This window comes from Anaerolineales bacterium, from assembly GCA_022866145.1.
Taxonomy (GTDB): domain Bacteria; phylum Chloroflexota; class Anaerolineae; order Anaerolineales; family E44-bin32; genus PFL42.
Genome location: JALHUE010000184.1, coordinates 1 through 13,340, shown reverse-complemented (window position 1 = coordinate 13,340; position 13,340 = coordinate 1). Strand labels below are relative to the sequence as shown.

At 67.2% G+C, this 13,340-nt stretch carries 18 protein-coding genes; 2 read left to right on the top strand and 16 right to left on the bottom strand.

The features are described 5' to 3' along the window. Together MUO23_05945 and MUO23_05940 are read left to right on the top strand one after the other, a co-directional pair. Window positions 1-194 (top strand): hypothetical protein (locus tag MUO23_05945; protein ID MCJ7512495.1); only part of this gene is annotated, 194 nt, incomplete at its 5' end. Between the two features lie 109 nt (window positions 195-303). Then, on the top strand, window positions 304-1,722 hold the full coding sequence (locus MUO23_05940) for an MFS transporter (protein MCJ7512494.1): 1,419 nt from the start codon (window positions 304-306) through the stop codon (window positions 1,720-1,722). Between the two features lie 283 nt (window positions 1,723-2,005). Here the strand turns inward: MUO23_05940 and tatC are convergent, their stop codons facing one another. From tatC to MUO23_05860, 16 genes are all read right to left on the bottom strand, one after another. Further along, entirely contained in the window at window positions 2,006-2,875 is an 870-nt protein-coding gene (tatC, locus tag MUO23_05935; protein ID MCJ7512493.1) for a twin-arginine translocase subunit TatC, read from the bottom strand. A 2-nt stretch (window positions 2,876-2,877) separates the two neighbouring features. Continuing rightward, entirely contained in the window at window positions 2,878-3,519 is a 642-nt protein-coding gene (locus MUO23_05930; protein MCJ7512492.1) for a twin-arginine translocase TatA/TatE family subunit, read from the bottom strand. Window positions 3,520-3,521: 2 nt separating this feature from the next. Next, window positions 3,522-3,968 (bottom strand): transcription antitermination factor NusB, encoded by a 447-nt coding sequence (gene nusB / locus MUO23_05925; protein ID MCJ7512491.1) that lies wholly within the window; start codon window positions 3,966-3,968, stop codon window positions 3,522-3,524. 9 nt (window positions 3,969-3,977) lie between these two features. Next, complete coding sequence (locus MUO23_05920; protein ID MCJ7512490.1) at window positions 3,978-4,343, bottom strand: Asp23/Gls24 family envelope stress response protein; 366 nt, start codon at window positions 4,341-4,343, stop codon at window positions 3,978-3,980. A 36-nt stretch (window positions 4,344-4,379) separates the two neighbouring features. After that, complete coding sequence (gene fabG, locus MUO23_05915; protein ID MCJ7512489.1) at window positions 4,380-5,129, bottom strand: 3-oxoacyl-[acyl-carrier-protein] reductase; 750 nt, start codon at window positions 5,127-5,129, stop codon at window positions 4,380-4,382. A 64-nt stretch (window positions 5,130-5,193) separates the two neighbouring features. Next, a complete protein-coding gene (locus MUO23_05910) occupies window positions 5,194-6,252 on the bottom strand; it encodes a 2-dehydropantoate 2-reductase (GenBank protein MCJ7512488.1) in 1,059 nt (352 codons plus the stop codon). 1 nt (window position 6,253) lies between these two features. Next, window positions 6,254-7,117, bottom strand: a complete 864-nt coding sequence (locus MUO23_05905; GenBank protein ID MCJ7512487.1) for a ParB/RepB/Spo0J family partition protein — start codon at window positions 7,115-7,117, stop codon at window positions 6,254-6,256. Between the two features lie 85 nt (window positions 7,118-7,202). Then, a complete protein-coding gene (locus MUO23_05900) occupies window positions 7,203-8,015 on the bottom strand; it encodes a ParA family protein (GenBank protein ID MCJ7512486.1) in 813 nt (270 codons plus the stop codon). Beyond that, window positions 8,012-8,860 (bottom strand): PfkB family carbohydrate kinase, encoded by an 849-nt coding sequence (locus MUO23_05895; protein ID MCJ7512485.1) that lies wholly within the window; start codon window positions 8,858-8,860, stop codon window positions 8,012-8,014. Before MUO23_05895 ends, MUO23_05900 begins: the two co-directional genes overlap by 4 nt. Before the next feature lie 99 nt (window positions 8,861-8,959). Then, complete coding sequence (locus MUO23_05890) at window positions 8,960-9,721, bottom strand: Jag N-terminal domain-containing protein (GenBank protein MCJ7512484.1); 762 nt, start codon at window positions 9,719-9,721, stop codon at window positions 8,960-8,962. A gap of 106 nt (window positions 9,722-9,827) precedes the next feature. After that, window positions 9,828-10,601, bottom strand: a complete 774-nt coding sequence (locus tag MUO23_05885; protein ID MCJ7512483.1) for a YidC/Oxa1 family membrane protein insertase — start codon at window positions 10,599-10,601, stop codon at window positions 9,828-9,830. 14 nt (window positions 10,602-10,615) lie between these two features. Beyond that, on the bottom strand, window positions 10,616-11,701 hold the full coding sequence (locus tag MUO23_05880) for a PQQ-binding-like beta-propeller repeat protein (GenBank protein MCJ7512482.1): 1,086 nt from the start codon (window positions 11,699-11,701) through the stop codon (window positions 10,616-10,618). 7 nt (window positions 11,702-11,708) lie between these two features. Beyond that, window positions 11,709-12,002: a membrane protein insertion efficiency factor YidD gene (gene yidD / locus MUO23_05875; protein ID MCJ7512481.1), complete on the bottom strand. Its 294-nt coding sequence runs from the start codon at window positions 12,000-12,002 to the stop codon at window positions 11,709-11,711. After that, entirely contained in the window at window positions 11,995-12,333 is a 339-nt protein-coding gene (gene rnpA / locus MUO23_05870; GenBank protein ID MCJ7512480.1) for a ribonuclease P protein component, read from the bottom strand. Before rnpA ends, yidD begins: the two co-directional genes overlap by 8 nt. Window positions 12,334-12,400: 67 nt before the next feature. Continuing rightward, complete coding sequence (gene rpmH, locus MUO23_05865) at window positions 12,401-12,577, bottom strand: 50S ribosomal protein L34 (protein MCJ7512479.1); 177 nt, start codon at window positions 12,575-12,577, stop codon at window positions 12,401-12,403. Window positions 12,578-12,681: 104 nt separating this feature from the next. Continuing rightward, window positions 12,682-13,340 (bottom strand): UDP-N-acetylglucosamine 1-carboxyvinyltransferase (locus MUO23_05860; GenBank protein MCJ7512478.1); only part of this gene is annotated, 659 nt, incomplete at its 5' end.

Genomic DNA, 13,340 nt, shown 5'->3' with positions numbered 1-13,340 from the left:
TGGTGCTGTACGATCCATCCAATCCAGAATATGCCGTGATGCTCGACTCCCTGCCCGGGTCGCCGCGCATCGGGCCGGCCGGGGAACTGCAGATCGACTCGCCATGGATCGCCTACGCCTTGACGATTGTGCCTGCCCTGACGGTCGTGGGTCACGGGCTGTATCTGCTGATCCGTTTCGGGGTGATCGTGTGAGGCTGCCGCCCGGCAGCCGGCTCGCCCCTCGCCGGGCCCGGCCGCCTGCCAGGTCTCGGGGCGGGCGGCTGCGTGAAACGAGGGACCTGCTCCTCGGCGGCCCACGCTTGTGACAGCGCCCCGGATCGACGCTGCCTCCTCGAAGGCGAAGTCCTCGATCGGGGCCGGCGGGAAGTGGGCGATTCTGCTGGCCGTTGGCGTCGGCACCTTCATGTCGGCCCTGGACGGCAGCATCGTCAACACCATCCTGCCGATCGTGCGCCATGAGTTCAACGCCGGGATCACAGCCATCGAATGGGTGGTGACGATCTACCTGCTGACCGTCGGCGCCCTGCTGCTCACCTTCGGGCGCCTGGGGGACTTGCGCGGCAACAAGCCGGTCTACCTGAGCGGGTTCGGCCTGTTTCTGCTCGGCTCGCTGCTCTCCGGCCGGGCGGCCAGCCCCGGGTTTCTGATCGGCGCTCGCGCCGTCCAGGGGCTGGGAGCCGCCATGCTGGCCGCCAATTCGCCGGCCATCCTGACGAGAGGCTTCCCTGCGGAGCAGCGCGGGAGAGCCCTCGGCATCCAGTCCATGATGACCTACCTCGGGCTGACGGTCGGGCCTTCTCTCGGTGGCTGGTTGGCGGCGGCCTTCGGCTGGCGCTCGGTGTTCTACGTCAACATCCCGGTCGGTTTGCTGGCACTCTTCCTTGGATTTCGCTTCATCCCCAATGAGCCACGGCCGGCTGCCGGAGAAGGGTTTGATCTTCCGGGCGCGGCGCTGTTCACGGCCGGGCTGATCGTGTTGCTGTACGGCTTGAGCGTTGGGCCCGCCTGGGGCTGGCTTTCATCCAACGTGCTCTTGCTCCTCCTGGGTTCGGCGGCGCTGCTCGGAGCCTTCCTGTATGTGGAGCGGCGGGCGCCAAGCCCGATGCTGGATCTGACCTTGTTCAACAGCCGCACGTTCTCGGTCGCCACGATCAGCGCCGTGCTGAACTACGTCTGCCTTTTCAGCGTCGTCTTCCTGATGCCGTTCTACTTGATCCAGGGGCGCGGGTTAAGCCCAGCCCAGGCCGGCGTGGTGCTGACAGCCTACCCGGTGGTGATGGCGCTCTCGGCCCCGGCCAGCGGCGCCCTCTCAGACCGTATCGGTTCACGCCTGCTGAGCAGCCTGGGGATGGGCATCATGGCCGCCGGCCTGCTGATGCTGGGCGCGCTGCAGCCCGACACGGGATTTGGCCAGATCGCGATCTCGCTGGGGGTCGTTGGGCTGGGGACCGGCATCTTCATTTCCCCCAACAGCAGCGCTCTGATGGGCGCTGCGCCGCGAGCTAGGCAAGGAATCGCCGCCGGCATCCTGGCCACAGCCCGCAACACCGGCATGGTGATCGGTGTCGGCGCCGCCGGGGCAATCTTCGCCTCGCTGGCCACGACCGCCGGGGCTGCCGTGGCCGACGCCGCCTGGTTCCAGGCCATCTCGACCTCCTTCGTCGCCATGGCGGCCGTGGCCTTCGCCGGCTGCTGGATCGCAGCCCTGCGCCAGAGCTAGTCCCGCGGTCCCGCTCCCGCTGCCCTCACGCAGCGCCGTTCCGGCCAGCGGTCACCGCCTGCGCCGAGAAGCGCAGGCGCGATTCTATGCGCCCTGACGGGACGCCATTCAACCGCAGAGATCCTCGGTGGCACACTTTCTCGGCGGAAGCGTCGAAGCCGATCCTCAGGTGGAGGGTCGCTGGCCCCGGGTAGAGGTCGCGCCGCGAGGCCTTGGGACCCGGGAAAATCATGGCTGCGGGGCGACAGGAAGTCCGGCGAGTCCGGCGCCGAAGGGGGTCAGATCAGGGGGCCTCGGGGCGAGCCTGGCGGCGGCGCCGGGAGCGCTCGGCCAGCGACGCCATGCCGATGCTGAGGAAGAACAGCACGATCATCGGCCCCATCACCAGGCCCATGTTGACTGGATCGACGGTTGGGGTGATGGCTGCGGCTAGCACGGCAATACCGACGATGGCATAGCGCCAGCTTCGCCGCAGCGCCCCGGCGGTCACCAAGCCGATCATCGCCAGAATGTACACCACCAGCGGGGTCTGGAAGGTGACGCCCATCCAGAACATCGTGCCGGTGACGAAACGGATGTAGTTAGACGGACGCGGGATGGTGGTGATGCCCATGAAGTTGAGCAGGAAAGGCAGGGCCACCGGCAGCATGACGTAGTAGGCGAAGGCCATCCCGGTCAGCAGCAGCAGGAGCGAGAGCGGCACCGAGATCAGGACAACCGTACGTTCCCGCTTGGTCAGTCCCGGATTGATGAAGGCGAACAGCTCGAACCCGATGTAGGGTAAGGCGATGACCGCCCCGCACATCAGCGAGACGCGCATGAAGGCGCTAACCGACTCGGTCACTTCGATCGCCTGCAGGGCTCCGATCCCGCCGATTGGCTTCGCCATCCAATCCACCACCGAGGCCGCGAAGGCGAAAGCGGCGATGGTGGCGAGCATGAACACAGCCGCCGAGCGGATCAGATGGCCGCGCAGCGCCGCCAGGTGTTCGACCAGCAGGCCAGGCTGGCTAAAGGCTCGACCGATTGCCTCGGCGGCGGCGGTCTCTTCCGGTTCCTGTGACAACCAGCGGTTGAACCGCTGGAACGGGAAGAGGAGCGCCCGGATCGGGGCCAGGATCAGTCCCTTGAGGATGGCGCCCACCCGCCGCATGCCTAGCGACCGCTCCGGGAGGCTGTCTTTCGCCCGGTCGAACCGGACTTGCGGGCGCGGGATTTCTTCGGCACCCGGCTCTTGGCGCGCCCGGCGGTGCCTGACCCAGCCTGGTTGCCGGCGCCTTTGGCAGGCTTCCCGCCGGAGGCGCTCTTGGTCGCCGCCGACTTCTGGCTGGCGGCCGCGGGCTTCTTGCTCGCCGGAGGCTTCTTTCCGGCCGGTTTCTTGGCCGCTGAACCCGGCTTGGCGGTAGAGCGGGCGGATGAGCTGGTCTTTGGCGTGGCCTCCTCTGGCCGGGGCGGGGCGATGGTCTTGAACTGATCAGGCCCATCGTAGGGGGTGATCCAGGGCTTCAAGGCCGGATTCTGCGCCGCGTCTGGCTTGGCCGAGGCGGCTGTGCCGTCCAGGTCCTTGCGTAGCGCCTCGAGCTCCTCGATCTGCGCCTCGCGCGCCAGCCGGTTGGGGAGAGTCTGAATCGTGCGCGAGGCCTCGGTCAGCGCCCGCCAGGTCTCGGAGCGGTACATCCGGTTGAGGAAGCGCCCGGCCGAGCGGGCGGTCTTGGTCATGTCTTTCGGGCCGATGATGATCAGTGCGATCAGGAGCACGAACATCAGCTCGAGCGGGCCGATCCCCAGGACGTCCATTCCTAGTCCTGCACCAACAGACTGACCTGCCGCCGGATCTCGTCTTCGCGATCGGCCAGGGTCCCCAGAACCCCGTTGACGAAGCGCGGCGCACTGTCCGAGCCAAAGAGCTTGGCCAGCTCGACCGCCTCGTTGATGGCGACTTTCAGCGGGGTTTGCCCGGAGACCGCGAATTCCCAGATCGCCAGCCGCAGGATGTTGCGCTCGATCACGGCCAGCTCGTTCACCGGCCACTCCGGCGCCGACTCGGCGATCAGCCGGTCGAGGGCGCCCGACAGCTGCAGAGTCCCGAGGACCAGTTGGCGGAAGAAGGCAACGCCCTCGTCCCCGAGGGCGCTGTTTTCGTCGATGTGCCTGGCGATCACGGCTTCGGCGGCGTGCCCGACGCTGTCGACCTCATACAGTGTCTGCAGCGCCAGCGTGCGCGCCTTCCTGCGTTCGCGTTTCATGGCCTGGATCTATGAGGGCGGGGTGCTGAAGTCGATGTCCTGGACATGCACGTCCACCCGCTCGACCGGCATCCCGACCATGCGCTCGATGGCCTCGGCGACCTCGGCCTGCACCGCCCGGCACACGGAACGTACGCTGGTGTTGGCTGCCAGGATCAAATGCAGTTCGACCGAGACCCGTTGGTCGCGGACCTCCAGCAGGGCGCCGACGTTTCCCCCGCGTCGCATCACCCGGCCCACGCCCGGGACCGGCGCCAGGGCCACCACGCCCGGGACGCCTAGCGCCGTCAGGCGGGCGATGGTGAACAGGACGCCCGGGGCGATGGTTGTTGTGCCGACCGGTTCATCGCTGCTGGGCTGCATGCTATCGGCCATCGGAGTCCTCTCCTTGGGGCGGGCACCGGCCGGCCCCTAGAACATCGCCATCCCGCCGTCGACGGACAGGATATGCCCGGTGATGTAGGCGGCGTCGTCGGATGCCAGGAAAGCCACAGCTCTGGCGATCTCGTCGGCTGTGCCCGCCCGGCCCAGCGGGATTATGCTGAGCGCCGTCTGCTTCGCCGCTTCCGGAACGGTCGACCAGATGTCGGTCTCGATGTAGCCGGCGGCGATGCCGTTGACGGTGATACTCCGGCCGGCGACCTCGCGGGCCAGGGCTTTGGTGAACCCGATCTGGCCAGCTTTGGAGGCGGAGTAGTTGGTCTGGCCGGCGTTGCCCATCTGTCCGGCGACGGAAGTGATATTGATGATTCGTCCGTACCGCCGGCGCAGCATGTGCCGCACGGCGGCGCGTGAGCAGTTGAAGGCCGATTTCAGGTTCGTGGACTGGACGATGTCCCAATCGGCCTCGCTCATCGTCATGATCAGCCCGTCGCGCGTGATGCCGGCGTTGTTGACCAGGATGTGCAGGTCACCGTAGGTTTCGATGGCGAACTTGACCAGGGCTTCCGCTTCGGCGAACAAGCTGACATCGGCCTGGCGGGCGACGGCCTCGCCGCCGCTTGCGGTGATGGCGGTGACCACTTCCTCTGCGGCGGCGGCGTTCTGATGGTAGTTGACGACCACCCGGGCGCCCCCGGTCCCCAGCTCCAGGGCACAGGCCCGGCCAATGCCGCGCGAGCCGCCCGTCACGACCGCTACCTTCCCCTCAAACCGCTTCACTGCGTGCCTCCTGGTGAGACGCGGCGCCGCAGCCACATCCTTCCGGTTGCCGGCGCCCCGGGGCCTAGCCGGCGGGATTATACCCTGTAACGCCGGGGACGCCGGCGGCGGCGGCGCGCGCCAGCAATCGCTGCGGTTGGCCGCGATACGCCTGCGGGTCCTCGGCGCCGCCGACCAACGCCAGCAGCAGATTACACAACAGGCGGTTGGCCGGGGCAGCCATGCCCGACGCCTGTGCGTGCTGGGCCACGGCGCCGTTCAACCACTCGACCTCGCTGCGGCGCCGCTCCAGATCGTAGACAAGTGAGGGGAGCTTGTCTCCCCGACCGGAGGTGACGGCCCGCAATAGGATCGGACGGGACAGGCCAGGGGGCCAGCCCACCAGCCGGGCGAACCAGGCTGTCGGAACGCCAGGCAGGTTCACCGCCGGGATCCCCTTGCCACGCATCAGGCGTACCGTCTCCCGCAGCGCCTCGACTTCCAACCGGTACAGCCCGGGATGGGCGTACACCTGCGCCGGGGTCCAGTGCAGGATGGCCGAGGTGGCATTCGACACCAGATTGGTCAGCAGCTTCGACCATTTCAAGGAGGCGGCATCGGCAACCAAGCGCGGGTTGACTCCGGCGGCAGCCAGCTCGGCGAGCAGCTCAGGCGCCAGGCTGTGGCCCGAATGCAGGCCGAGGCCGCGCAACTTCTCCACCCGCACGGTCCCGGGCGAAGGCACTTGCACCGCCGTTGTCAGCGCGGCCGCGATCACCTGGCCGGCGCCGAAGGCCTCCGACAGACGCTGCTCATTGCCGATGCCGTTCAGCAAGCACACCAGCGGGGGAATGGGAGCGGGCAGGCGGTGCAAACTCTCAATCACCGCCTCCAGCGCGTACGCCTTGACCGCGATCAGGATCACCTGCGGATCGAACGCGGAGCACGCGGACGAGAGATCCGACTCGAGCTTCATCTCGGCCAGCCGGGCAGCCTGGCCGCCTTCGACCAGCGTCAGCCCGGAGCGGCGCAGGGCCTCGGCTTGAGGCGGCCGCGCCAGAAACAGAACCGGCTGGCCCGAGAGCGCCAGCCGTCCGCCGAGGTAGCCGCCCACTGCGCCGCTGCCGATTACCAGGTAGCGCATGCTAGCCGCGCCCTGAACCGGTAATGCGGTCGATCAGCGCCTCGAGTTCCTCGTCGGAGTAGAAGTGGATCACCAGGCTGCCGCCCTTGCGGCCCAGGCGCAGGTTGACCCGCGTGCCCAGCGCCTGCATCAATTGCTCTTCGAGCGCCTCTTCCTCCGGCGTACGCCGGCTGGCCTTCGGATGCCGGCTGCGCTGGCCGAGCAGCCGCTGGACGAGCTCCTCGGTCTGGCGGACGTTCAGATTGCGCTTGTGGATCGTCTCCAGCGCCGCCGCCTGGCCTTCCGTGGTCGGTAGGGCCAGCAGCGCCCGCGCATGGCCTTCACTGATCACACCGTCGATCAGCGCCTGACGGCAAGCTGGGGGGAGCCTGAGCAAGCGGAGAGTGTTGCTGACCGCCGCCCGGCTCTTGCCCACCCGTTCGGCGATCGCCTCGTGCGAAAGGCCGAAATCCTGCGCCAGCTGGCGGAAGCCTTCGGCGGCCTCCAGGGGATTCAGATCGGCACGCTGCAGGTTCTCGATCAGCGCTAGTTCAAGTTGTTCCTGCGGGGTGACCGTCCGCACGACCGCCGGGACCGTGGACAGCCCGGCCAGGCGCGAGGCCTCCAGGCGTCGCTCCCCGGCCACAAGCTGATAGCCGCCCTGCGGCAGTGGCATGACCAGGAGAGGCTGCAGCACCCCGTGCAGACGGATCGAGGCCGCCAGTTCCTGAAGCTCGACGGAATCGAACTGGCTGCGCGGCTGACGAGGGTTGCGCTGTATGTCTATGACCGGGATCTGGCGGGCGCCCGAGGGTGCGGGTCGCTGCACCTCCCCGCCGGGGATCAGCGCATCCAAACCCTTGCCAAGCCCGTATTTGCGTGTCATGCCTGTGCCTCTTTCGTCAGATCACGTTTCACCGCGCCGAAGGTCGCCTCGCCAAGCAGCCGGACCGTGTCCGCCCTCGGCGCCATCATCGCGAGGAGGACGGACCCGCACCCTGCCGAGCGGAGAGGCGCACGCCGTCGCCTCGGAGCAGTTCCCGCGCTAGCGCTTGGTAGGCCTGGCCGCCGACGGAGGATGGATCGTAGGCCGAGATCGGCAGCCCGTGAGAGGGCGCCTCCGCCAGTCGCACATTGCGGGGGATGATCGTATGGAAGACCTTCCCTGGAAAATGCTTGCGCACCTCTTCGACGACGTCTGAAGACAGATGGGTGCGGGAATCGAACATCGTCAGCACCAGGCCGCGGATTCCCAGCTGCGGGTACAGCGAGGCTCGCACCTTGGCCAGAGTTTCCATCAACTGAGTCAGGCCCTCCAGCGCCAGGTATTCGCACTGCACAGGGATGATCACCCCGCCGCTGGCGCACAGCAGGCCGTTGATCGTCAGGATTCCCAGCGAAGGCGGACAATCGATCAGGACGTAGTCGAAGCGATCGCTTACCCCGGCCAGGGCTTGGGACAGCCGGCGTTCGCGTTCCGGGACATCCACCAGCTCGATCTGAGCCCCGGCCAGCGCCGGCGAAGAGGGCAGCAGGTGCAGTTGGATCTCGGGGCTGTGCAGCATAACCTCAGCCGCCGTCGTCAGGCCGAGCACGACGTCGTAGGTGCCGCGTTCAACCGAGCTGTAGTCGATGCCCAGGCAGGCCGTGGCGTTGGCCTGAGGGTCGAGGTCGACCAGCAAAACGCGCTGCCCGGCTCGAGCCAGGTAGGCCGCCAGGCTGATGGCGGTGGTGGTCTTGCCGACGCCGCCCTTCTGGTTGGCCAGCGTGTACACCCGGGTCATCGGAGGCCGCTCTCCAGGCTCAGGATTTGGGCCGTGGAAGGGACGCCGGCCAGCCCGGCAGCCTCCACCGACAGTGCAGCGATGGCGGCTGCCCGCTGTGCCGCCGGCAACGGGTCGTCGCCGCGCAGCAGGCCAACAAAGAAAGCCGCGGCGAAGACATCGCCGGCGCCGGTCGGGTCGACCTGGCGGGCGGGGGGCGCATCGATATGCACGGGGCTGCCGCCGAGGTACAGGTCGGCGCCGAAGGGTCCACAGGTCAGGACCAAGATCGGGATGGCCTCCGCCAGTGCCTGGGCCGCCTGCGCTTCTCCCCCAATATCCTCCCAGCCGAGGACTGCGGCCTGCAACCCGCTCAGCGCCGGGAGCAGCCGTTGCCAGGGATGGAGGTGAATCCGGCCATCGGCGTCCCACTGGCGCAACCATCCCTGGGGGCTGCTGAAAAGGGTCGCTGCGGGGAACGACCGTCCTATGTCGAGCGGTAGTTCGTCGGCAATCGGCGCAAGATGGACGCAACGAGCCTCGCTCCAGGGCTGGGGCACGTCGGTCGGTTGGAGAGGCCGGGCCCTGGCCGCCAGGCGCTGGCGACGGCCGCTCTCCGTGTACACGTTCTCGAAACTCGTCGTCTCAGGCGAGGGCAGAGTGTGCAGGTGAAGGCCCACCAGCGGGCTGAGGTCGATGTCGCCGGCGTCCGCAGTCACCACCCCGACGGTTAGCCCCATGGCGCGGGCGGTGCATCCGGAGTAGGCGACGGCACCGCCCAGGCGGTGGCCTTCGGGAACGAGATCTTTCGAAACGTGGCCGAGGAGCAAGTAGTCGACCAAGGGCAGCGGAAGCGGGGACCCCATCGGGGCGATTATAGCCGAGCCGGGTCGTGAGCGACCTGACAGGCCGGGATGCGGACGAGAACGCTGGGGGCGCGGAGAAGGCCATCCCTCTCGGCGGGGTCAGAGCCGCGGGATGATCGTGACCTTGCGTTGATCCGCCTCGCCGGTGCTCTCGGTGGTAACTTGTGGATGATCGCGCAGCTCGAGGTGGATGATCCGCCGTTCGTTGGCGGGCATCGGCTCGAGGATCATGGTGCGGCCGCGTTCAACGGCCTGCTCAGCCATGCGCTTGGCGAGTTGGCGCAGCTGCTCCTCGCGGCGCGCCCGGTATCCCTGGACATCGACCACGACCGCCACCGGACGCTGGGTCTCCTTGGCGACGATCAGCCGGGTGATGTACTGCAGGGCGGCCAGCGTCTCGCCCTTGCGGCCGATCAGAAGACTCAGGTCGCCGCCGCGGATGTTGACCAGCAGCGGGCGCCGGTCCTTCTCGTCGCTAGGCTCGCCCCAAACGGCATCCACGGCGGCATCGATCTCCATCCGTTCCAGCAGCGACTCGACGACGACCCTGGCGGTGCTGACGGCCTCGTGGTCCTCCTCACTACTCTCGGGCTGCGCCGTCGGGGCGAGGGCGGGAGGCGCCTGCCCGCGGACTACCAACTCAGGCTCCGGCGTTTGCCCGGCGCCGGGTAGCGTCTGCCCGCGAACCACCAGGCGCACCCGCGCCTGGCGGCTGGTCAGCCCGAAGACCCCACGGCTGCCCTCATCCAGGACGTGGATGTCGAGCGCCTCCCGAGGGACCCCCAGCTGCGCCGTGCCGCGCTTGACGGCCTCTTCGACGGTCGGTGCGATCACTTCCAGGCTGGTCTTGAATTCCGCCATTCCCCAATCCTCGTGGGCCGCCCCCGATGGCGCCGCCTCTGGCCATCGGCCGGGGCAGCTCAGCTCGTCGTACGGGCCGGGCCGCGCTCGCTGTGCCCAAAATCGCTCACTTCCTTGGCGCCGCCAAGGAGAATTTGAACATGTTGTGCCAATCGATCTTGCCGGTGGCAGCGTACTGCACGATGGCCAGCACGTTAGAAGTGACGAAATAGAGCGCCAGGCCGGCTGGAAAGGTGAAGGAGAAGTAGCCGAGCAGAAGCGGCATGTACAGGGTCATCATCTGGCTCATCTGCCCGCCCTGAGCGTTCGGGCTCGCCGGGGTGGTCAGCTTCGACTGCATGTAGGTCGAGATGACCACCAGGATGGTGAGCACCGGGATGCCGATGGTCCCCGGAAGAAAGGGCAGATACAGCCGCTCGGGCTTGGCCAGGTCCATCCACAAGAACTGGCTGTTAAGCGGGATCAGGAGATCGGGCGTCCGAGGATACAAGTGGACCGAAAGCCCCAGTAGCTGTCCCGGCGTCGAAGCCAGGGCGCGGGTGATAGCGCCGTACAAGCCGAAGATGATCGGCAGCTGGATCACGGTGGGCAGGCAGCCGCTCATCGGATTAAAGCCCACTTCGCGGTACAGCTTGAGCTGCTCTTCCTGCAGCGCCTTCTTGTCGTCCTTGTGCTTCTTCTGAATGTCCTGCCAGCGCTTGGATTGCTGGAGTTCCTGCATCTTCTGCTGGCTGCGCTGCTGCTGCAAGGTGAGGGGAACCGTGACCAGGCGGATGACAATCGTGAACATGATGATCGCCAAGCCGAAGTTCTGGCTGAGCAGGGCATAGATCCACAGCAGGGCGTTGATCATTGGGTTGAGGATCAGGGTATCCCACATGGTCGGCTACTCGCTCATTTCTGCGGTGTAAAGGCCCAGATCACCCGGCCGCTGGCCGGATCGAGGGCGCTAAGGAGCACCTCGCCGGTCTGGGAGGCCACAATCAGCTTGCCATCCACCAGGATCGGAGAGGAGTTGAGTTCTCCTGCCAGCAGTTGCTGCCAGATCGGAGAGCCGTCGGCGAGGGAGCGGGCGTAGGCCTGCCCGGTGCGGGTGACGACGAACAACTGGTCTTCGGCGGCCAGCGGCGAACCGGTGATCCCGCCCTCCAGCTGGGTTCGCCACACTTCCTTCCCGTCGATCAGCCCGAGGGCAACCAGCGTTCCCTGATCGTCGCCAAAGACCACCCGATCCTGGGCAACGAGCGGGGTGCCCCAGATCCATCCGTCCGATCGGTACGACCAGCGGTCGCCCCCGCTGTCCTTGGAGACGGCCCGCATGCCGTTGACGAAGTTGCCGACCATGACCTGGCTGTCGGACAGAGCCGGTGGCCCGGCCATGGCGCCGCCCAGGTCGACCTGCCATGCCGGCTTCCGGGTCTTCAGGTCAAGGGCGAGGAGTTTGTGCTGCAGGATGGATTGGTAGGCGCGGTCGCCGTCGATGGCGGGCGCCGCCCACAGCCCGCCCTCGGTCTCGTACGACCAAACCAACGAGCCGCTGGCGCGGTCGAGGGCATATAGAAACTTGTCAGCGGAAGGAACCAACAGTAGATCGCCGTAGATCACGGGCGACCCGATGATGCGATCGCTGGCGACAGTCGCCTTCCACTTGAGGCTGCCATTGGCGGCATCCAGGGCGTAGACCTGATAGTCGTAGGCGCCGACATACAGCGTGGCGCCGTCCTCGCTAATGGCTGGGGCGGCGAACATCGTCAGCTTCCGATCCGCCTCGGCCGGAAAGCGCCAGAGCTCGGCGCCGTTGGCGCTATCGATGGCGTGAACGAAGGTGTTGAAGACGACGTACACCGTCGTGCCCTGCGAGGCCAGTCCCGGCCAGCTGGCGCCCGTCATGACATTGCCGGAACAGCCGGAGAGCGCCAGGGAGGCGGCGACCGCAGCCGCGATCAGCAGTACTTTGGGTGTGGGGAATCGGTGGATCATTCGGCTCCTATGGGACAGGGTCATACCCGCCCTTGCTGAAAGGCTGGCAGCGAAGGATGCGCCAGGCGCCCAGCAGGCTTCCTTTGATCAGGCCGTGCTTGGCCACCGCCTGATAGCCGTAGTGGCTGCAGGTGGGGGTGAAGCGGCAGGTGTCCGCCGGCACCAGGTGCGCCAAGGTCATCTGGTAGCCCCGGATCAGCGCCATTCCGAGCAGGCGGGGAAGGTTGGTCAGCCGGAGCGGGATCTCGCTCAGCAACGGTTCGGATGAAGCGCTTTCAAACACAGTCGAATCTTCAGTCATGAAGGGCTCCCGCCCGCTGCAGCAGGCGCAGCCCGGTGTCCAGTACGACTGGCCACTCCGCCGCCAGCAGCGGCGTGCGTGCAATCAAGACAATGTCCTTTCCTGACGCCACCTGCGGCAGATGCGCCTGAACGAGGGCCCGCATCCGGCGCTTGGCCCGGTTGCGCTTGACGGCGCCGCCGACGCCCTTGCCGGCAACAAACGCGAACCGGGGGTACGGCAAGTCGCTGGCGCCAGCCACCACCACCATCAACGGGCTGGCTTGCGACCGACCCAGGCGGCGGACCCGGTCGACATCGCTCGCGCTGGCCAGCCGATGGATGCGGTCCATTCCCCTGGCGAGATTAAGCCCGGCTGGAGCGCCGTTGGCGGCGCCGCCGGATGCCGGACCTTGCGGATCAGGCGTTCCAGTTGACCTTTTTCACGTGGCGGTTGACAAGCTGAACCAGGCGGTGGCGGCCCTTGAGCCGGCGTCGTTTCAAGACACCCCGTCCGCCGCGGGTGGCCATTCGCGCCCGGAAGCCATGGACCCGCGCCCGGTGGCGGATCTTGGGTTGATACGTTCGCTTTGGCATGACACTATCCCAGAGATAAGTTATCGGCGCCAGGCCGACCGAGGAATTATACCTCGGCCGGCCAGAGCTTCAAGCAGCACTTCCCGGGGGCCTCGGGCGGGGCCTCAGCCCTCCAGCCGCTCGATGTGGGCGCCCAGGCCTCGCAGCTTCTCGTCGATCTGCTCGTACCCCCGGTCGATTTGGCCGATGTTCCGAATGGTCGAGACGCCGTCGGCGGCCAGGGCGGCCAGAACCAGCGACATCCCGGCCCGGATGTCCGGGCTTTCGAGCTGCTCGCCGATCAGGCGGGTGGGGCCTTCCACGATACAGCGGTGGGGATCGCACAAGATGATCCGGGCGCCCATGGACACCAGCTTGTCGATGAAGAACATCCGGCTGGGGTACATCCAGTCGTGGAACAGGACCGTGCCCCGTGCTTGGCTGGCGATCACGATGGCGATGCTCACCAGATCGGTTGGGAAGGCCGGCCAGGGCATGACCGAGATCTCGGGGATATAGCCGCCGAGGTCGGGGTGGATCTCCAGTGCCTGATCCTCGGGAACAACCACCGTTTCCCCCTCCACCTGCCAGGTCACCCCCAGTCGTGCCAAGACCAGGCGGATCATATCGAGGTGTTCCGGGGCCGCCTGGTGAATGCGAATGCTGCCGCCAGTGACGACGGCGGCGGCGATGTAGCTGACGACTTCGATGTAGTCTGCCCCGATGCGGAACTCGCCGCCGTGCAGGCGATCCACGCCGTCGATCGTCAGCGTGTTGGAGCCGA

Excerpts from the sequence above, each read along its gene's own strand:
- tatC (MCJ7512493.1), bottom strand. The coding sequence starts at position 2,875 with ATGCGGCGGGTGGGCGCCATCCTCAAGGGACTGATCCTGGCCCCGATC.
- MUO23_05930 (MCJ7512492.1), bottom strand. The coding sequence starts at position 3,519 with ATGGACGTCCTGGGGATCGGCCCGCTCGAGCTGATGTTCGTGCTCCTG.
- nusB (MCJ7512491.1), bottom strand. The coding sequence starts at position 3,968 with ATGAAACGCGAACGCAGGAAGGCGCGCACGCTGGCGCTGCAGACACTG.
- MUO23_05920 (MCJ7512490.1), bottom strand. The coding sequence starts at position 4,343 with ATGGCCGATAGCATGCAGCCCAGCAGCGATGAACCGGTCGGCACAACA.
- MUO23_05910 (MCJ7512488.1), bottom strand. The coding sequence starts at position 6,252 with ATGCGCTACCTGGTAATCGGCAGCGGCGCAGTGGGCGGCTACCTCGGC.
- MUO23_05905 (MCJ7512487.1), bottom strand. The coding sequence starts at position 7,117 with ATGACACGCAAATACGGGCTTGGCAAGGGTTTGGATGCGCTGATCCCC.
- MUO23_05900 (MCJ7512486.1), bottom strand. The coding sequence starts at position 8,015 with ATGACCCGGGTGTACACGCTGGCCAACCAGAAGGGCGGCGTCGGCAAG.
- MUO23_05895 (MCJ7512485.1), bottom strand. The coding sequence starts at position 8,860 with ATGGGGTCCCCGCTTCCGCTGCCCTTGGTCGACTACTTGCTCCTCGGC.
- MUO23_05890 (MCJ7512484.1), bottom strand. The coding sequence starts at position 9,721 with ATGGCGGAATTCAAGACCAGCCTGGAAGTGATCGCACCGACCGTCGAA.
- MUO23_05885 (MCJ7512483.1), bottom strand. The coding sequence starts at position 10,601 with ATGTGGGATACCCTGATCCTCAACCCAATGATCAACGCCCTGCTGTGG.
- MUO23_05880 (MCJ7512482.1), bottom strand. The coding sequence starts at position 11,701 with ATGATCCACCGATTCCCCACACCCAAAGTACTGCTGATCGCGGCTGCG.
- yidD (MCJ7512481.1), bottom strand. The coding sequence starts at position 12,002 with ATGACTGAAGATTCGACTGTGTTTGAAAGCGCTTCATCCGAACCGTTG.
- rnpA (MCJ7512480.1), bottom strand. The coding sequence starts at position 12,333 with ATGGACCGCATCCATCGGCTGGCCAGCGCGAGCGATGTCGACCGGGTC.
- rpmH (MCJ7512479.1), bottom strand. The coding sequence starts at position 12,577 with ATGCCAAAGCGAACGTATCAACCCAAGATCCGCCACCGGGCGCGGGTC.